Source organism: Ammoniphilus sp. CFH 90114 (assembly GCF_004123195.1).
GTDB lineage: Bacteria > Bacillota > Bacilli > Aneurinibacillales > RAOX-1 > YIM-78166.
Genome location: NZ_SDLI01000001.1, coordinates 755,115 through 775,524, shown reverse-complemented (window position 1 = coordinate 775,524; position 20,410 = coordinate 755,115). Strand labels below are relative to the sequence as shown.

Annotated in this window: 13 protein-coding genes, 2 tRNA genes and 1 pseudogene; 2 read left to right on the top strand and 14 right to left on the bottom strand. The window is 41.7% G+C overall.

What is annotated here, in order from left to right; genetic code table 11:
• Positions 1-167: 167 nt before the first annotated feature.
• From EIZ39_RS04090 to EIZ39_RS04040, 11 genes and pseudogenes are all read right to left on the bottom strand, one after another.
• A tRNA-Gln gene (locus tag EIZ39_RS04090) sits at positions 168-242 on the bottom strand.
• A 66-nt stretch (positions 243-308) separates the two neighbouring features.
• Positions 309-384 (bottom strand) — tRNA-His (locus EIZ39_RS04085).
• Positions 385-528: 144 nt separating this feature from the next.
• Positions 529-774 (bottom strand): hypothetical protein, encoded by a 246-nt coding sequence (locus EIZ39_RS04080; protein WP_129197652.1) that lies wholly within the window; start codon positions 772-774, stop codon positions 529-531.
• Positions 775-836: 62 nt separating this feature from the next.
• Complete coding sequence (locus EIZ39_RS04075; protein WP_129197650.1) at positions 837-4,322, bottom strand: UvrD-helicase domain-containing protein; 3,486 nt, start codon at positions 4,320-4,322, stop codon at positions 837-839.
• Positions 4,319-7,282 (bottom strand): PD-(D/E)XK nuclease family protein, encoded by a 2,964-nt coding sequence (locus EIZ39_RS04070; protein WP_129197648.1) that lies wholly within the window; start codon positions 7,280-7,282, stop codon positions 4,319-4,321. The genes EIZ39_RS04075 and EIZ39_RS04070 overlap by 4 nt, the downstream gene beginning before the upstream one ends.
• Before the next feature lie 109 nt (positions 7,283-7,391).
• Entirely contained in the window at positions 7,392-9,494 is a 2,103-nt protein-coding gene (locus tag EIZ39_RS04065; protein WP_129197646.1) for a putative bifunctional diguanylate cyclase/phosphodiesterase, read from the bottom strand.
• A 202-nt stretch (positions 9,495-9,696) separates the two neighbouring features.
• Positions 9,697-10,812 (bottom strand): annotated as a pseudogene (locus EIZ39_RS04060) (protoglobin domain-containing protein); the annotation flags it as partial.
• A gap of 274 nt (positions 10,813-11,086) precedes the next feature.
• A complete protein-coding gene (locus EIZ39_RS04055; protein WP_129197642.1) occupies positions 11,087-11,530 on the bottom strand; it encodes a GNAT family N-acetyltransferase in 444 nt (147 codons plus the stop codon).
• A gap of 29 nt (positions 11,531-11,559) precedes the next feature.
• Positions 11,560-12,570: an LLM class flavin-dependent oxidoreductase gene (locus EIZ39_RS04050; protein WP_129197640.1), complete on the bottom strand. Its 1,011-nt coding sequence runs from the start codon at positions 12,568-12,570 to the stop codon at positions 11,560-11,562.
• Positions 12,571-12,673: 103 nt separating this feature from the next.
• Positions 12,674-13,006, bottom strand: a complete 333-nt coding sequence (locus EIZ39_RS04045) for a YckD family protein (protein WP_240675685.1) — start codon at positions 13,004-13,006, stop codon at positions 12,674-12,676.
• A 56-nt stretch (positions 13,007-13,062) separates the two neighbouring features.
• Complete coding sequence (locus EIZ39_RS04040; protein WP_129197638.1) at positions 13,063-14,433, bottom strand: MFS transporter; 1,371 nt, start codon at positions 14,431-14,433, stop codon at positions 13,063-13,065.
• A gap of 155 nt (positions 14,434-14,588) precedes the next feature.
• Between EIZ39_RS04040 and EIZ39_RS04035 the strand changes: the two genes are divergently transcribed.
• Together EIZ39_RS04035 and EIZ39_RS04030 are read left to right on the top strand one after the other, a co-directional pair.
• Positions 14,589-15,443, top strand: a complete 855-nt coding sequence (locus EIZ39_RS04035; RefSeq protein ID WP_129197636.1) for an S-layer homology domain-containing protein — start codon at positions 14,589-14,591, stop codon at positions 15,441-15,443.
• A gap of 23 nt (positions 15,444-15,466) precedes the next feature.
• The gene (locus tag EIZ39_RS04030) at positions 15,467-17,056 is read left to right on the top strand and encodes a DUF4855 domain-containing protein (protein WP_129197634.1); all 1,590 of its coding nucleotides are present in this window, start codon (positions 15,467-15,469) and stop codon (positions 17,054-17,056) included.
• A gap of 233 nt (positions 17,057-17,289) precedes the next feature.
• Here the strand turns inward: EIZ39_RS04030 and EIZ39_RS04025 are convergent, their stop codons facing one another.
• The 3 genes from EIZ39_RS04025 to EIZ39_RS04010 form a co-directional block, all read right to left on the bottom strand.
• A complete protein-coding gene (locus EIZ39_RS04025; protein WP_240675705.1) occupies positions 17,290-17,883 on the bottom strand; it encodes a peroxiredoxin in 594 nt (197 codons plus the stop codon).
• 185 nt (positions 17,884-18,068) lie between these two features.
• On the bottom strand, positions 18,069-18,560 hold the full coding sequence (locus tag EIZ39_RS04015; protein WP_240675684.1) for a GyrI-like domain-containing protein: 492 nt from the start codon (positions 18,558-18,560) through the stop codon (positions 18,069-18,071).
• Between the two features lie 33 nt (positions 18,561-18,593).
• On the bottom strand, positions 18,594-20,291 hold the full coding sequence (locus tag EIZ39_RS04010) for a YcdB/YcdC domain-containing protein (protein WP_129197632.1): 1,698 nt from the start codon (positions 20,289-20,291) through the stop codon (positions 18,594-18,596).
• Positions 20,292-20,410 lie beyond the last annotated feature (119 nt).

Genomic DNA, 20,410 nt, shown 5'->3' with positions numbered 1-20,410 from the left:
AAACAAACTAAAGCCCTTCGCCAATGACTAACATGGCAAAGGGCTTTACTAACTAGGAGCTAGCATTCTTTGGTGCTGTTCTATGGCCAAAGGATGAGATAACAATAAAAAAGCCGACATCTCCATTAGAGATATCGGCTTATACCTTATTCTTATGTATGTGAAAATGGCTGGCCCGCCTGGATTCGAACCAGGGCATGACGGAGTCAAAGTCCGTTGCCTTACCGCTTGGCTACGGGCCAATGGCTTATATATGTATTATAAACACAGTGAGGCATTCCTATACCTAAAAATTTATGAATAAACTATGGGGCGATCGATGGGAATCGAACCCACGTGTGTCGGAGCCACAATCCGATGCGTTAACCACTTCGCCACGACCGCCATTATTCTTCGAGAACGTTTATTATAATATAATAAAAGACGTATTCTTGTCAACTAAAAAGTTGATCATTCCATGCTCATTGGTACATATACTAAAAAAGCAAAGAAAGGGTAATACAGCTTTCGTATACCCTTTCTAGGGAATTAGTCTAGCTCGTTTGGTAGTGAAACGATAGTCATGTTTTCCTGTATATCATGGTCAACAAGCACTTTAATACCATCCTTCCACGCGTATCTGCCCGTATACCCATCAACAGGATTGTCTTTTTGATTCAATACATTGAATTCTCCATAATCACCATCCGCAAAACGCTGGATGAAACCCATAATTTCTGACAGAGGAACGGTCTTCGTTACTCCTTTTGTAATACTTAAATCCCCTAATTCCATTTTCATCTCCCCTTCGTTTTAATCTATTGTTATTCTCATTCTAGACCTAAACTTTTATGCGACTAAAGCTTTGTGTATTCCGATCGATTGGCATTTTTTCTTTTCAGCTCAGCCATTCTCTCCAGTGTAAAAATAACAAACTGTTCATAATTTGGATCAAATGGGATTTCAACAAGACCGTTTTCTCGATCTCTTAAGAAAAATAAGGATAAGCCTGCCACTGACGCCCCTTTTACCTGTTCATAGGCGAGTTTATATAAATAAAGCTGTGGTAAATATCTTTGTACCAACTGATCTCGATTTATCGTTTGATTTGTCTTAATATCAATTAAGTGAATACCTGATTCCCTTCTGACCACTTTATCTATCGTACCCACCACGTGAATACCATGATAGTGATAGGTGAAACTCCATTCATTCTCCATAGGTACTCCAAGGAAACCTTGATCGATGGATTGATAATCATTCATGAAACGCTCCACCTGAGCTATATAGAGATAGCTGTTTTCTGCATCTTCTAGTCTACTCAGCGCCTCTTGAAGCGCTATTCCTCTTGACCATCCCTGATCTAGCAGCTCACAAGCCCGATGGACGATGGATCCTAACTCTGCACTGCTCCATGCCTGTGGCTCTTTTTCCATCGCAAAGGAATGCAGTTCCCCTTCCCACTCCACTGTGTCTAACTTTAACACATGTTTATAATAATAAGCTGTAGGGTCGTTAATAAAATCCATTACCTCGCTCACTGAGAAAGTTAAAGATAGTTCCCTTCCTATCCGTAAAGTGGGGCCGGCATAATCCAAAACCAGAACATCCGCTTTCTTTTCATTCCTTTCGTTGGTACAAATTCTTACCTTATCTCCAAGCCCTGGAACCTCGTCAATAGCTGTCATCAACATCTGATACCATGTTTTATCCGTTTCATCGGAGTCTTCCTTTTCCTTATGCAAAGAAGAAAAAACCAAGTAATCTCTAGCTCTTGTAGCTGCCACATAGAAAAGACGCTTAGACTCTTCGAGTGCTTGATTCTTTAGTTCTTTATTTATTTCTGCAAACATTGGGGTGCAGAATGTGTTCTCTTCATGCGGCCGCAACTCATGATCCTTGTTATATTTAACTAACAAACGATGTTGTTTATGGAATCGCAAACTCCCACGATCAGACTGCAAATTCTTTCCAAGATTGGGAACAAAGACAATTGGAAACTCTAAACCTTTAGAAGCATGGACGGTCATAATGTGGACGACATTACCTTCATCTAACTCCACCTCGGCCTCTCCTTCTTTTTCCGACAGCTCTATTAACCTTTTTACTTGTTTGAGCATGTGATCTAAGGAGTGAGCCTTCAAGTCAGCTAGGATGTGAATCAGTTTTTCCACATTTCGAATCCTCTGCAAGCTATTCGATTGTAAGAGACAAGTGATTTTCAACCCACTCTCTTCAAACCAATGAAGGAGAGTTTCCTTTACACTTGTGTGAGAAACATAGGGTATCCATTTCTCGAACAGCAAGTAGAATTCCTCTAATTTTCCCCTTAGCTTAGACGAGAGCCCTGCGTCTCGAAAGTAACCCTTGTAAAGAAAATCAGAAAGTTCCATATCTGTTCGATGCTCATTCATTTCTAAAAAATCATTCATCGATAAGCCAAATAAGGGACCGCGTAGGATGGCCATGATATACAATGCCTCCCAAGGCCGATTTAACCAAGAAAGAAAGGCAAGATAATCCATAACTTCCTGTTTCTCAAAGAAACCAACTCCACCATAAACCACAAATGGAATGTTGCGATTTTGCAAGGCCATTTCTAATTGCATCAACTGGGTTCGACTGGGGATAAGGATAGCCATATTCTTCCACTCTGGTGCTGTCCATTGCCCGTTAATCTGGACCTCAGGCTGCTTCTCTTCCATCATATCCATCATTCGACTGACCAGAGCTTCATACTCATTCACAGTTGTATCGTCCGCAAGCACGGTTTGCAACAGTTCCACTCTAACTTCCTGCTCCTGCTCAGAGTCACGCGCCGCTACAAGCGGAGAATAATGTATTTGATAGGGAACCTCTGTCTCCTGCGTACCCATGATAGATGAAAAAGACAGATTAACAAAATCAATGATCCCTTTACAGGTCCGGTAATTGCTGGACATATCGATGAAGGAGGAATCGCTTCCGCTCGCCTTCGCTAGATGCACATAGTCCTTCATCAGACTGACGTCTCCTCCACGAAAACGATAGATGGCTTGTTTACCATCTCCAACAATAAATTGAAACTCCGGTCCTATACGCTTTAACATGTTCATTTGCAGTGCATTGGTATCTTGAAATTCGTCAATCATGAAATGCTTAAACTTTCTTCTGCAGTCTTGTCCAACTTTTTCGTTTGCAAGAACCGCAACTGCTCTTCTTTGCAAATCTGAAAAATCCATCACTGCTCGTTCCCTCTTTACCAGCTCGTATCTCACGTGGAACTCTTGCATCATCTGACCAAAGATACGAACAATCATCTTCAGATCTTCCAACGTATGGTCTCTAAGACCCGGATTTTCCTTCCAAAATTCTTTTAGCGGGCCAAAACCATACTTAACAAGGTCATAAAGAGCTGGTGCTGATTTCTTCCAAGCTCCTGCAAGGGTTGGCATAACCTTCTCAATCTCTTGGAAATTCTCCAGCTGAGGTTCCATCGAATCAGGAAGACTTAGCAAATAGTTCATGATGCGATGAATATGGGCAGGGGTATTGCTGCTGGTCTTTTTCTTACTATATTCCTCTAGTAACTCCTGTAGCGGCGCGATATAGTTTTGGGCATCCTTATAAAAGTCTTTTAGCTTTCGATGCTTCTCGGTCAGTTCTAATTGGATAAGCTCGTCTACTATCTTCGCTTGATTAAAAAAATCAACTGGATCCACAGCTTCGTCTAACTCTCTCAATTGCCCGTAAATTTCTTGTATGCTTTTTTTTAGCGTATGCTCATTAAAGAAGGAGTAAATGGGTTGCCAATCCTTGTACCACACCTCTTCATCGAACATAGAATCTAGAATGTCTGCCTGAAGAAGCTTTGACTCGACCTCATCAAGAATAGAGAACGTTGGCAGCACCTTCGCCTCCAAGGAATAATCCTGGATTAGTTTCTGACAGAAGCTGTGAAACGTTGTAATGACCGCATTCCCCAAGCCTTCAAGTTGATCAGACCAAAATCTATCAGCTACGATCCGTTCATTCCCGCTAAATGTTTGCAGTGCTTCTTTCTTCTTTTTTTCAAGTGTCTTACGAATCCGCTCTCTCATCTCTCGGGCTGCCTTCTTTGTGAAGGTTATAGCTACCATTTGTTCAACATCAGCACTTAAAGGATCATCTTGACCGTTCAATAAACTTTGAAGCCGTCGCTCGCAAATATACACATACCTTTCCGTGAGTACTCTCGTCTTCCCTGATCCCGCTCCCGCGGAAATAACGATGAGCGATTCCTCACTTAGAACGGCCGCAGTTTGCTCCGGGTTAAAGCCTTCTACCTCAAGTTGTCTGCGTTTAGTTTCTGATATACTTATCATCCACGTTCCTCCGCTTCCTCCAATTGTGTCTTGGTGACTCGACAAACCATCTTGTAAGAACACCACGGGCTACAATCTAGGGGCTTCACAGAAAAATCGCTATGCATGCCAACCCATAAATCCCTTATTTTTTCCTTCAGATTATGTTCATCCATAAAAGCATAGCCATCCAATGCCTTCACCTTTTGGGCTTGTCTCGACAAATTGAAGCGGGTTCCTGTCTCATGATCCCACAACCCATTACGGGCCCGTTTAGCTGGTTCTCTTAATGAGATATAAGAAGCTCCATAAGGCCGTCGATCTATTAACTCTTCTTGAACTGCTAGAATATACAAGGGGATTTGCAATTTTAATCCTAAGCGAACTTCCTTATTAATATTCATAGATGCTTTCCCAGACTTATAGTCATAGATTACAAACCCATCTTCATCCTGGTCCAAGCGATCAATTTTCCCTTCGATGGTCATCTTCATCTCATCATCAAAACGAAGCACCAGCTGAATCTTTCTTTCAAAATCAGAGATCTTCATATCCTTCAAATTAGCATTATCCCAGAAATGATAACGTTCAGCTGACCACCACTTGCGTATCGTTCGCAGCCACTGTTCCTTCTGCTTCTTCAATTCAACGAGACTTAACTCTGAATAATGCTCTTGGGCTTCTTGCCAGATGGCTTCGAAAATACGGTGAAGATATTCTTCTGCATTCTTTGCTAGTGCTTGCTCATGGTATATCCCAAAAGCTTTTCCAGCTAATCCTGATTCTGTATAAAAACGTTGAATAAGTTGATGCAGTAACGACCCCTTTTCGCGGGCATCCATTTCCTTGCTCCACTCCGCTGCCTCAGGTACACTCAGCACCCTCTCCATAGCGTAGCGAAATGGACAGGCAGCATAGCTTTCCAGCGCGGTAACTGCCACCTTTTCCGAAAATAATTGTTTCTTCCATTTCTCCTCAAGGGGCTCGTTCCCTAGAGCTAACCGTTGAATATTTTCTTTCATTTCTCTCAAGTGAGCCGGGAGCGTGTTCTGATCTACGCGATACTGCAGACCATAATGATATGCCCACTTCTTGTCTTTATCCCTTGAATTATAGTAGATAAAGTGCTCGTTCTTTCTACGAGTAAAATGACTCACGGTACTTAACAGTGCAGCTTTCCGCGCCTTCCTAGTGCTTTCTACACGTAATCGGCGGCGTTTATACGCCATCCAATGACTTACTCTAACCTTGCGATACTTAATAAATTTAGAAGGCAGCAGAGGGTTCTCCTGATCTACCCCAACCACGTAAGAGATATTTATGAAAGGTGAAAGAAAAGCCAGCTGATGGTAAAGCGCTTCCTGCTTCTTCAGATACGTAGCACGATTAGGTACGGCATAAGGAAATGAAAAATACTCTAGATCTGTCTCTTGAAAGTATCCTTGAAGCTGATGGGTTCCTGGAAAAGATAATTCATCCATTCCGAGGGCAAACAGCTCCCCTCCAGAAAACAAGGCCACGTCCCTTAGGGTGTAAAGAGTTAACCCATCTATCGGTGTTCGTTCTTGAAACACCAGCAGATTCTTCTGAAGCTCAAAGAACCATTCAACAAAGGTCTCAAAATATACATTAACAGAACCTATCTTACTATCCCGAATCTCCTTGCACTTAAATTCAAGCATACGTAAAAGTTGATCGTAGGCTTTCCACTCCACAGAAACTGTTTTTAATAATGTAGTTTCCTCAGCCACTAAGCGCCTTTTCCAGTGTGATACCAATCTCTTTTCTTTCAGGAACTCTAGAATATGAACGATATAATCGGCTAAAGCCATCTCGTCTCTAAACGTTGATCGAAGCCTTATGAATGCCTCGAACAACAGGCTTATTTCCTCAGGTAAACAGTTCTCCTTGCTTAAGAAACGTCCCTTCCAATCGACAAATTCTTGTGGGGACACAAATACAAGACGCATTAAAGAGTCTAACACCTCAACCTGCTCCCAGTGGTTGGAACGGGAATAGTCCCGACTAAGCACCAGCTTCAACAAGCGACTTAATTGAGTATCTTCAAACGAAACATAATGAGGCTGTTTGAGCGGAATTCCGCGGTTTCTGGCTATACGAAGGAAGTTTTCTAGATAATCCTTTTCATTAACGAGAATAACACCAAAGGGTTCCCACCCTGTTTCTTCGGATTTCTCCACCAGAATATCGAGTACCCCATTGATCTCTTCTTCAATCGAGGTCGCCTTATATACTTTTTGCTCTTTCAGTTTCATGACTGACCTTGGACCCACTTCATTCATCACAAATCCCAATTTACTTAAATGATCATGAGTATCCTGAATCATTTGCGCCTTCGGGATATCAGGAAGATAGAAGGTGATAGGAACATTTAGGTCGACCATGGTCTGTAGAATTTGGTACTGGAGAGCACTTAGGTCAAAGAAGCCATCGATGACCAGGTGGCCTATCGGCAGTTTCATTCCACTACGAGCCTCTGCTGCAGCCTCTAAAATTAAACTTTCCGGATCCAAAAAGCCTTCCTTCGTCCATTTATTTTCATACTCCTCTAATACGTGCCTTAAGAAGTCAAATTTAGTGGGAAGTTGCTCCAGGGTATAGCCCAGACGCTTTAACTGACCGTATGTATTGGCGAACGCAAGAGCCTCATGCTTTCTTTCTTCCCGACTAGTTGTTGAGCTTTTTCGAAGCATTATTTCTTGCATAAAGATATTACGTTGATGTTCAGTCATTTCAACATAGGACTTACTTGATTGCTCCAAGATTAATTTAGCTAAATCATCAAAAGTAGCAAAAGCGAGTCCTGGTTGCCTAAGTCGTGCAATCCGCAGCCACTTCTTAGATGGCAATAAATAATAGATCGGATACTCCAACTGCTTCTGTTTCTTATGCCAACCTTTCAAGCGGTTTGGATAAGCAATTTCCGTAACTCTTGAATGCTTCAGCGTTAGGCGGTTCATGAATTTCACCCCTATTTTCCTTGTATATCCTATAACACGAGTATAACAGAAAAAAAAAAAATAGACGTCACGAAGACGCCCTTAAAAATCATGTAAAAAAATGATCCTTTTAGTAAAAACTTCTATGAGTCATCAATTGATCAAATTCAACAACAGGTACGGGTTTACTAAAGAAAAAACCTTGTACTTCTTCACAAGCTTGTTCTTGTAAAAACAGTAACTGTTCTTTTGTCTCTACGCCTTCTGCAACAATCTTCATGCCAAGACCTTTAGCAATTTGAATAATAGATGTTGTAATCGTTCTTACCTTCGAATCCACGGTGGAACCTTGTATAAATGAACGATCAATTTTTAAGATATCAATATCATACTTTGTCAGGTACGAAAGAGAAGAGTATCCAGTTCCGAAATCATCTAAGGCCACTTTTACCCCTAACTCCTTTAATTTTAAGATCGTCGTTTGCACAATTTCTTCATTATTAATTAACGAAGTCTCCGTTACTTCAATTTCGATAAGAGAGGTGTCCATCTGGTATCGATCTAATAAATCCTTCATTGATTTCACGAAATCTCTCTGCATAAATCTTTTAGCCGAAATATTAACGGAGATAGGAACAGGTGGTATATTCAGTGCCATCCAATACTGTAACTGTTGACAAACCGTATCCATGACCCAATCACCAATCGGGATAATAAGCCCCGTTTCTTCTGCTAAGGGGATAAATTCTCTTGGAGACACCATTCCCCATTCGGGATGATTCCAACGGATCAGAGCCTCAGCACCTACCATTTTACCCGTAATGATGTCTACTCTCGGTTGATAATGAAGAATAAATTCCTCTCCATTCAGGGCTCTCCGCAGCTCCTTTTCAATGGAAAAAGTCCTCAAAGTTTCATTGTTAATCGATGAGTTATAAACTCGGTATTTATTTTTACCTTCTTCTTTTGCTCGATGAAGAGCCGCATCCGCATTCTTCATCAAGGTCTGGGCATCTGTTCCATCATATGGATAGTAACTGATGCCTATACTGGTCGTTACAATGAGCTCATATTCATCGAGATGAATGACCCTGCCCATTCGTTGAATAATCTTCGTGGCAATATCAATGACGTCTTCTCGCTTTTTTCCGCAAGGAAACAGCATAGCAAATTCATCCCCACCCATTCGGGCGATAAAGTCTTTTTCCCCGCGGAACTCCATAAGCAGACTTGAGATCGACTGAAGAAGCTTATCCCCCACAGCATGTCCGAGTGTATCGTTAATATATTTGAAACGATCAATGTCAAGATAGAAGACGGCGAGAAGGTCTTCTGTTTTGTTCGCTTCCTTCATCATGGACTCTAGTGTTTCCTCGAATAGTCTCCGATTCGGCAGGTGGGTAAGCGGATCGGTATAAGCTAAGTATTCGTTAAGTCTCTCCGCCCTTTTCTGTTCCGAGATATCCGTTCGAATGGATATGTATTGGTAAGGTTTCCCTTCATCATTCACAAAAGGGACAATGGTTGTTTTCACCCAGTAAAGAGATCCGTCTTTAGCCTTATTTCGTAGTTCCCCTTCCCAAACCTGTCCTTTCTGAATCGATCCCCATAAGTTTCGAAAGAACTCTTTAGAATGATAACCCGAGTTTAAGATCCGATGGTCCTTTCCTACTAGTTCTTCCTTGGTATATTTAGAGATACGGCAGAAAGCATCATTGACGTCCGTAATCACTCCCCGGCAATCCGTAAACGCAACAATGGTAGACTCATTTAGTGCCCATTCTATATCCCTAAGTTTCTTTAGCGTCTTCTCTAACTGAAGGCTGGTCTGTTGAGAATGGGTAATATCACATATGGTTCCGATAATCACTGGATATTCTAAATGTTGAAGTTCTGTTAGGACACCACAAATTTCTAGATGAATGTGTGAGCCATCTTTCTTTATCCCTCTTGTATGGTAGTGCCAGGCATGGGCTTCACCTGTTAATCTACTATCAATTTGTTCCTGAATCCGCTCTCTATCATCTTCGTGGAATATTTTTAACGGATCCGATAATTGAATTATTTCCTCTGGACTATAACCAAAGATGGAAGCGAAGCGACCGCTTACTACCCGAAAACGCCCTTGGTCGTACATGTAGACTCCTAAAAGGGATTCCTCAGGCATAACTCCATCTTTAAATTTGATATCCATCTGGGATTCAGCTGTATGAAAGTTGGGTGAATTCCTCAATTTTTTTGTTCCTCCGTTAGCGTAATCCGATGAATCTAGAATAAATATTACCTTTCCTACCTATTTTAATCTAATAAGAGATATTTGTAACTTCTGTTTTCTCTCATGAGGAGGAATCAGTCAGCTCATTTGCTGTTTGGCTAAGATTATCTGTAGAGGCTGCGATTTGAGAGGAGGCCCTTGCTAATTCCTCGAACGCTCGATTAAACAATTCTAGTTCTTTCTCAATCTGGCTGTTTTGCTCCTTCGTTTTATCCATCACTTGAAGGATTTCTTCAAAATACTGATAGTTTTGATTCGAGAATACAGTTCCTTCTTCAACAAGCGTATGAATAAATAAAACCGAACGAGATACATCACTTACTTGGGCATCTGTCTTCGCTACTAATTCTGCTACACCGGAAATAGATTGCTTGGTTTGGTCTGCAAGTTTTCTAATTTCATCTGCAACAACGGCAAACCCCTTCCCAAACTCACCTGCGCGAGCAGCTTCAATCGCCGCATTAAGAGCAAGTAGGTTGGTTTGATCTGCTATCGCTTTAATCATATCCACGATATCATGAATCTTTTTCGAGATTTCCTGAAGTTCCTCTGAATCCTTTATGATCGTATCCATACTCGTGCGAATGCTGCTCATACTTTCTCTTTGTCTCTCTACCTGATCTTTCCCATTCTGTGATCGGTCCCCTGCCATCATGGCAAGTTCTGTCCCCCGCTTCGCAATTCCCGCAAGCTGATCCACTTGAGCAGCCAACTCTTCAGTTGAGGCATTCGTCTCTTCAGAAACTGCAGCCAACTCTTCAGCTGCTTGACGAACAACTTGACTGATCTTCATTTTGTTTTCTTCTTGAATCATACGAAGTCTTTCATGTTCAAGCTCGTAAGCTTCTAATACAAGCTGCTGCTCAAAATTAAGTAGTTTACTGCAGACTCTTATGGCTTGAACTAAGTCTGCTCTATTTTCAATCTGTGTCTCAAGAACCTCAAGAATGGAACCAAATAAATCTTGGAATGCGCACATATACCATTTTGTCTGTAGGCCAACCTTGACGTGGGCATGCGCAATTCGAATTCGTTTTTCAACAAATGCCTCATCCATTTCTCCGCTAAAAAGTTCCTGAATATGAATAGTTAACGTTTTCTTTAGTCTAGCCACTTCGCTGTGCCTATTAATTATTGCTAGTAGATTGGTCTGATTCATAATATTGTTATAGAATTGGGCCACGATTCTATCAATATGTTCAATGATAATAGGTTGAATGAATCTAACGAATTTTAAGTCTTCTTCTGATAGAGATATAAAATTCAATTGATTCTTAAGCTCTGCTGCTGATATATCCATTCTACTACGTAAAGATTTACTCTGCTCTATTAAGGAATGGTTTTGTTTCTTATTTTTCACCATACTGAAAATATTAAAAGCCATCGAAAATGGACACTTGCTCATGTGAAAAAACTCCTTAAAATAATTTATGTATACGCTTAAATAGTATTAACAATGTGTTAGTAGGATATTTTCATTATTTACTATAGTACAATATTACCTATAGTAAGAAAAGAAAAACACGGAATATACACTCCGTGTTCAAAATTTAGATAGTCCTTTTCATGTCAACATGAGGAATATTGTCCTCTAAATACACTTCAGAAATAGGTTCGAACCCAAAAGCACCATAAAATTGCCTCAAGTAGTCCTGAGCTTGAATCTTTACGGTACTCACTTGCCATTCCTCATCCACAAATCTTAAGGCTCTATCAATTAATTCCTTTGCTAATCCTTGTCCTCTAAAATCTTTGGCAACCAATACCCTGCCTAAAGAAACTTCAGGGTAAATCGTATTTTGAGGTAGAACTCGCAAGTAAGCGGCAATCTTTCCATCCTGTTCAAGATAAAGATGATGGGCAGCTACGTCATGACCATCAACTTCCGGATAGGGACATTCTTGCTCGACAACAAAGACGGCCACTCTTTCCTTTAATATGTTATATAATTCTTGTGTTGTTAATTCATTAAATGTTTTAAAATGCCACTCCACTTTTTACACCTCTTCGAACCAAATTAAGACTATTTCACTTTGAGATCAAAGGCCTCAGCCAACAATTGATAGGACTTTAACGTAGCATTGGTATCCGCAGTCCTAGTAACAATCATAAACTCATTTGTTTCATATTCCTCACTTAGGGACAAGATGCGAGATCTAACATGATCCTGCGAACCAACAATCATTCGCTTTCTATTCTCTTGCACGACTAGCTTTTCATAAGGACTATAGTTATATTGTAATGCATTGTCCAACTTAGGAATCCCAACGTTCCTTTTTCCTTGTCTAAATTGAAGTAACATGAGATCTAGACTTGCTGCCAACCTTTCAGCTTCTTCTTCTGTCTCCCCACAGATCGCAAAAATCGCAACAATTGTGCGAGGACTCTCTCCTAGTAAACTTGACTTAAAACGCTCGCGGTAGGCTCTGGTAACCTCTGCGCCCCCATCCCCGTTAATAAAATGAGCAAAAGCGAACCCTGCTCCCTTCTCCGCAGCTAATAAGGCACTATAATCACTAGATCCCAGCATCCAGACTTCAGGTGTAGTATTAATCTTAGGGGTCGCATAAAGACCAGCAAATCGGTGATTCGGTTCCAAGTGATCATTCAGATACCCAGTCAAGTCATCGAGTTGGCTTGCGTAATGGTCAGCTAGACTGACTTTTCCTTCCTGCAAAGCTTGCGTAGCGATAGGCATTCCCCCAGGAGCTCTGCCCAGTCCAAGGTCAATCCTATCAGGTGCTAGAGCTTCAAGCACTCGAAAATTCTCTGCCACTTTATAAGGACTGTAATGAGGAAGCATCACGCCTCCTGACCCAAGCCTGATTTGCTTTGTTTTCGCGGCTAAATATCCTAGCAAGACCTCTGGGCTTGAGCCGGCCAAGCTCATTGTATGGTGATGTTCAGCCACCCAGAATCGACGATACCCCAAAGCTTCAGCCTCCTGCGCCAATCGAATCGTCTGCGAGAAAGCCTGTATTGCCGTTTCCCCTTGGACAACTGGCGACTGGTCTAGAATGCTAAGTGAAATCATTCAGCACACCTCCCGTATAATATGGTATAAAATATACCTTACCATAATTTTTATTACTCATGCGAAGAAAAAAGGTCAAAAGCATAATGCTTTTGACCTCCCTTTATTCACGATGATGCTTCTTATGATGTTTATCATACTTAGGTATAAACCCATTCTTCTCCATCTTAGTATAATGCTCTTCCAAGTGGGAGATCACCTTTTTCCCCTTCTCCTCCGTCATCACACCAAATTGCACATATTTGTTGATGACCTCTTTTCGCTTCTCCAAGATCTCCTTATGGAGGGCAGCGAGCTCGCTCTTTTGTTGTACAGTCAATTCCACTTTTTTCACTTCAGCTGTTGAGTCGTTTTCTGCCAATGCTTTTATTGGACCAACCAACATCATAGAACATACGGTTGAGATAACCAAAGCTTTTTTTAATAGATGCATCATTTTTCTCTCCTTCCAAAAAAATCCTACTCTATTAGCTTTTGATTAACCTCGTCATTCTATGTACATCTGGCTGAATTTTGGAGTTGAGAAGTTTCTTTTTCTTGCTTTCTATAGATTGCATAGAGAGCAAAAGAAGATAAAACCAATCCGGTTAATGTCAAGAAGACATTTCGATACATCACATCCGGCTGCAAATGACGGCTTAAGTCCAGAAAGAGACCTGCTATGGTCACTCCAATGGCCCCTCCAATAAATTGAATGAGTTGAAGCAACCCCATTCCAGCGCCCATCAGCGATTTATCCAAGATTCTTGATACCTCATTGGAAAGACTAGAGGTAAGGCTGGTAAAGCCCGTGCTCGTTAACATATAGATGACCATAATGACATACGGGGAAACATCTGAAAAAAAGGCTAAACAAATCGTCGATAAGCCAAGGAGACTGTGGCCTGCCATGATTAAAGGCGTATTTCCCAAACGATCAATGGCCTTACCGATGAAAATGGCTGCAATAGCGGATAACATCGCTCCTGGAAAAATTACAAGACCGATAAAAGCTGGGCTCTTACCAAACAACACCGCTAAAATAATCGGTATTAGAAAAAGAATGGCAAAGTGAGTAGAAAATGCAGAAAATCCCATAAATAGCAGCATCAGAAACCTGCTTTGTTTTAAGAGTGCTGGTTGAATAAAGGGAGTTTTCTTTTTCAAACGATGGATGTGTCTCCACAGGAGTAACCAAACGACTAGGCTGCCTCCCAATACCCAAAGCTTGAACGTGACGAGGAAGGCTAATGTCCCTGCTACTCCAAGTGCCGTTAGAAAAGCACCCATCGAATCAAATTCAACGGTTTGTCGTTTCTCCAGAGGAAGCCACTTATGATATAGAGGAATTAACAAGAGTACCAGTGCTGTTACCATAAATAAGGAATTCCAACCCCACCATTGTGTCAGCGCTCCACCCACAACGGGCCCCAATCCAAAACCAAGCGACGCAGCCGATGAAATCAGTGACATGGCTCTTCCTCTTCTAGCCAGCAGGATATAGCGGGCTGCCAGCACCATCGCTAAACCAGGAACAGCACCTGCTCCTAATGCCTGTAAAAACCGTCCGATAATCAGCAGAGAAAAGGAATGAGCTAGATATCCTATAAAAGAAGAGGTCCCCACCAGGATTAAGGCCGAGATCAACAAGGTGCGGATCGGAAGAAAATCCGATAACCGACTATATGTAATCGTAGAAATGGCGAAGGCAATGGAATAACCGGAAACAATAATAGAACCAGCAGTAGGCGTAAGTTGAAACTCACTAATCACGCTGGGCAGGGCTACATTAAACATCGTCGTGTTCATGACCACAAGCCAAACCGTGAGTCCCCATAATGGAATTACTTTTTTCTCAATATGGGAATAATTCGAATCCTCCATTATTTGATACGTCCTCCTATCTTTTGTCTTACTTGAATCATACAGAAATTGGAGAGTCATGAGAAGACTTATATAATAGATATCCATATGGTGTTAAATAGGATATAATTATCCTGTTTTGTTCGTTACCCGAAACACATGGAGGTTAACATACTATGTTTAGCAAAAGATGCATAGCAGGTTTCATAACACTAGGACTTATAGGAAATCCTTCCTTTACTCAAGCCGCGTTTCAGGACATTGAGAACTCCTATGCCAAGGAGTCCATTGTATTCTTAGCCGAACAAGGCGTCTTGTACGGGATGCAAACCCATACCTATGGACCGAAGGAGGTTGTCACTCGCAAGCAATTTGCTGTCATGTTGGCAAAAGCGATTGGAATTCAACCTTCCCATCCCGTGACTCCCTCGTATTCCGATCTTCCGATTACCGACTGGTCATATGGCTACCTCGAAGCTCTTACACAACTAGGTGTGGTTAAAGGATTGAACGGACAGTTCGATGGAGACAGTTCCATTACTAGAGAAGAAGCCGCTCTAATGGTCCATCAATCTCTAGGGCTTAATCAACAGACTGCCTTACAGCTAAGTTCTGTTACCTATAAAGATGAGGGGGAGATCGCTCCTTATGCCATAGAGGCTGTAAATTCCCTGAGTCACTTTGGGATTATGAAAGGAAATCAGGGATACTTTTCTCCAAAACTAAGTCTTACGCGGGAGCAAATGGCGATCCTAGGCAAACAAGTCTTTGATCGACACCAAACCAAAGCAGAGAACAAAGATTGGGCAGCAACTCCGTTCACGATAGAGCTTAAGCCAGGAGAACAAACAACAATTGAAATCACAACAGCAGGCCACAATGCATTCAGCCCTGTCTATGGATTTGACCATCCCGAGATCGGACAAGTTACAACCAGCGGCTTATTTACAGCAAAAGCACCAGGTAAAGGGTTTCTATCGGTAACACTAGGCAATCATACTCAATTTATCCTTGTAAAGGTCACAGAATAACGAAAAAGGGAGACATCTAAACCATGCTTCGAAAAATGATGATTGGGCTGTTAGCATCCTGTTTTTTAATTGGAAGTATTCAAGCTGCGGGAGCAGAATCCGGCTCAAGCCCTGTAACCCCATCCATAACTTACACCGTGGAACAAAAAGCACCAGATGAACTGTTTAAACGCAATGAATATAAGTCATATCCAGGTCCTATCGACGGGCTACTCTCTAAGAGCGATTCTTGGACAGGCTTCTTTCGCCAAGAGGGGCGAGATATTATCGTTGATCTAGGTGTGGGACGAGTCTTAAGTGAAGTGTCCCTTGAATTTCAACAAAATAAAAGTGCAGGTATTGTTCTGCCTAAATATATGGAAGTTACCGTTTCGGCAGACGGTCACAAGTGGAACAAGCTCGGTGAGGTCAAGTCCCCCGTGTTGTCCTCTGACCCTAATGTCTTAACCCGCCAATATGGTCTTACGTTCAAACCAATGTATACAAGATATGTGAAATTACATTTCCCAGTTGATGTCTGGGTCTTCGCACGCAAATTAGTGTTAAAAGAAGAGCCAATATCTGCCCTCGTGGAGCCAACGGTCTTAGGTCATGCTTCAAAACATGGAACACCGGAACAAGGATATATGAAAATTGAAGGAATAGATGATCTCGCTCTCATCTACACAGGTGGACATGGTGATAAGGGAATATGGAAGAAAGAAGATTTCCTTCCCATGACAGCCTACATGGATAGACAAGGGAATATTCAAGATCAATTATTCGATTCCTTCCTCTTCCTGCCGTATCCAAACCTCACCAATTCAAAAGAGGAATGGATCATGTATTTAGAGGACTTGTTTAAAAAAGGACAACAGCTAGACGCCTTAAATGAAGCGGGAAAATCGATCGCCGACAAACTTTCAGCTAAACCCAAGGTTGTCTTAAGTCTACCTTACCCTCATCCAAAACAGGAACAGTTTGGCCTGCTCGTCGATCCAACGAACACCCTAATCTTTTCACACACAAGAGTAGCACCGGAGGATGCTGCGAAAAATCGTGCATCCGCAATCCAATGGTACTATTCCGAGCTCATGAAAGAATGGGAAGAAGCTGCTTTCTCCCATCTCGATTTAGCCGGGATCTATTGGTACCAAGAAACGATGGACTATACGATTCCTTATGAAAAAGAACTCGTGCAACTAGCTGCCAGTATGGTTCATGAAGATGGACACAAATTCTTCTGGATTCCCTACTTTGGTTCCCATGGCTATGAACATTGGTCAAACTATGGCTTTGATTATGTATTCTTACAGCCAAATTTTTATGCCAAGGATACCCCACCAGCCAACCGCATGGAGAATATTGCAGAAATCGCAAATAAGCACCATCTTGCTGTTGAACTCGAACTCGACGATAACATCTTGCTTAACCGCTATTACTATGACCTCTTTTATCAGCAACTGAATAAAGGAGCAGAATATCAGCTTCATACACAGGCAAGCAATGCTTATTACTTAGGTGGAGCCAAAGTTCTCGTACAAGCATCTAGAAGCAACCAACCACTTGCAAGACAGATTTATGATGATATGTATCAATGGATAAATGGAACTTATCAGGCGAAGAAACAGTAGGCAAGTTATCTCGGAGCCTTGGCGAGTTTGACTAAGAGGAGAAATTCCGTCTATTTTTGAAATTAAGGATTTTTGAGGTTAAATAAGGGGAAAAAGTCCGCTTATGCACCTAAATTTGAGGAAAAATGGGCATTTTCCGTTGAATAACAGAAAAAAATCCGTCTATTTTTCCCTTTATTGATTAAAATTAAGAAATAACCGGAAAATCTCCGGTTATTTCTTCTGTTGCTTTTCTAAACAGTCCCCACATTCGGAAAATCGGTTTTAATTCCAGGCATCCCTGGAACCCAATTGGCAGGCACTCCTAGTCCTGTCTGACGCCCAAATTGTATCCCTTGGACTAAACGAAGAATTTCGTAAGTATTTCTTCCCACCTCTTTTGGATAAACAAGCTTAGATACAATAATTCCCTCAGGATCAACAATAATAGTAGCCCGAAACGCTGCCCCTGCCGATTCATCTAAGACTCGGTAAGCTTTGCTAATTTTTAAATTCCGATCCGACAGCATGGGGAAGGAAACGGTTCTAGCTTTTGGCGACACATCTTTAAACACCTTATGAGTAAAAACACTGTCCGTACTAATAGACCAAACCTCTGTGCCTAAGGCTTGGAAGTGAGGATAAAGAGCAGCGACCGCTGCTAACTCTGTCGGTCAAACAAAAGTAAAATCACTCGGATAAAAAAATAAAACAACCCACTTCCCTCTACAATCTTCCAGGCTTAGCTTTTTTAACTCCCTCCCGACCAGAGCGGGTGCGGAAAAAAGCGGGGCCACATCATCTCGGGTAGCACAAAAGGGTTGGAAAGATCTCTCGTCATTATGCATGGGACCCATGGCTTCTCCCTTCCTATTAAGTCATACCATACTATGCAATAGGCGAAAGCCATGGAAGTGTCCGAAAAAAAATTTCTCGATATCATATCTAATCGGAGATAAAATTACACCGTAAGGATCATGGAGGGGGCGCTTGGTCGTTGATCGACCGACCTCAGACGGATTGCTCATTTTCCCTACTCTACAGCGATATAAATCTCCACCACAGCATCACTAGGATTGAAGTTCTCTACTTCGTATACTTCAAAATCACCCGTAAAGGTTCTGCGCGCAGAAGTCGACACCGTCCAGTTCCAGATCGTCTGCCACATTTCGGGTACGACCTGTGAAACAGGCCCTCTTCTACTTGTGAAAACGGCGTACTTCGCTTCAGGGACAACCACGCTCTTTAGGCCATCAGAAAAATCATTACTCTTTCCTGTAACCTGATGGCCGATCACCACCGTATACTCTCCATTTGCCCCATTCTCGTAATCCGTATAGAGCGAATATATTTTTTCCCGATGAATCTCCGTGACCCCTCCCAGTTTATTCGTTACTTGCCCACCAAAGAACGTATTCCACATTCCCGGAAGCTTACCACCCTCACTTGCCTCCACAACGTTGCTTGTTCTCTCACTAATTCCTGCTAGAATCATTTCTGGTAAATTCACATATCTCAGTTCCACATTGCATCCTCATTTCCTTATCTTAATTACTTCTTAATTAAACGGTACTGGTTCTTTTTTGTGCGCGTCAATATATTGCTCTTTCTTACCATCTAATCTATAGATCAGAACCGGACTCGGCGCATACTGTCCATAGTATTCGGGCCAATAATAATAAAGATTTAGATTAAGATTCTCCATGAAGAGATCTTCTGCTTCTTCCTTGGATAGCACCGGTTGGGCACTTGGCAGGGCGTCATAGTCAAATTTCTGAGGCAGTTGGAATTCTAAGACTTGTCCCGAGTTTGCATCAACAGAGACGGAGTAATACTGGTCACTTACCGTAACTCCCTTATGTAATCCAACAAAACTAAAACGATATTTCGGCGATTCGTAGGACCTCATTTGAGTTAACTTTTCCTGATTAACCCACTCAGGCACCTGCTCGCCTTTCGTCGTATCATGAATATAACTTAACTCAAGCTCTTTCGCTTCCACTTGTCCCTCTAGGAATTGGATTGCTCTTTTTAGTGCTTCATCCTGGGTTATTTTATTCGCTTCCAATGGTTTGGAGTTCTCTATAGGATGTACTTGAATATGAACGCCGAGAACGTTTCCCTTTTTATCCGTTGAAAGGGAAACAAAAGTAGGCGGCTGTGCCTTTCCATCTGTTTGAAGAGAACGCCTATTGGACCAGTTATATTCCACCCGTGAATCATCCATGACATGCTCCATCTCATAGTACTCTAAATCTGCTAAGTCAAATTGATGGTACTTCTTGATGAACGAAGCTGCCGCTTCTTTGCTTAACACGGTTTCCGTCTTATTTTGTGGAATCAAGGACAATCTCTGACGGGTCTGCTCATCTCCCCCATAGAACAGCTTCAACTCTTCTCCTGTTACAGCGTTCAGAAAGCCATATTGGGATGGATCATACTTTAATACAGACTTTTTCTCCTGTTTGTCCCAATTTAATGGAGTTCTAGATGTCGGTTGTTCCGCAGCATAATTAAGCTCCATCTCTATTTTATCACGGTATATTTTCTTCGCTTCCTCCTTGGAAATCGCCTTCTCGGGGAGCGGGAATTTAGTAATATCTTCAATTAATTTCTGATCTCCACGATCATGGTGATATAACTGAGTTACACGGCCCTTTTCATTAACGTAAACCTGGAAAGAGCCTAGATTCCATAGCTCAACACCGTGAATTAAACGATGAAAAGTCACCCCTGCTTGGGTGTAAATACGGGGATCATCGCTAGACGGGCCAGAGGCTCCATAGTTGAGAAACTCAGCCATCTCATAATTCTTAAGCTCTTCTCCATAGAGTTCTTGTGCGAAGGCAAGAGCCTTTACTTTCGTTAGCTTTTCATCTGGAAGTTTCTCAGAAGCCCACTCCGGGTGGTGAACGCTAAAGTGGATTAGCTTTCCCGTCACAGCTTCTATCCCTATGTGTGCTTCTATATAATCACGGCTGTTAGGGTCAGCATCCTTGGGACGATTTGAAAAGATAATCGACCATCCCGCCGGTCCATATTCACTCGCATCAAAATAGTTTTTTTCTTCAAGATTTATCTCCTTTAATTCGGGAGTCAATTTATAAATTTTACTTAAAGTCGTTTCTACTTCTTTGCTGAAGACCGGGTTTACTTGTTCAGCATTTACTTTTAATTCTGAAGCATAACTAGGTACAGCTGCAAAAACCAAGCTTGTAGCCAAGATACCCTGCAACCATCTTTTCTTCATATTCATCTCTCTTATCCCTCCAGTGGTATGTTTCAACTTAATAGACGATTATTGGAAGGATCGGTTACATTTTCTAATAAATTTTGTTTGGTCTAACAAAAGGCAAAGGAACTGCCTTATCTTAA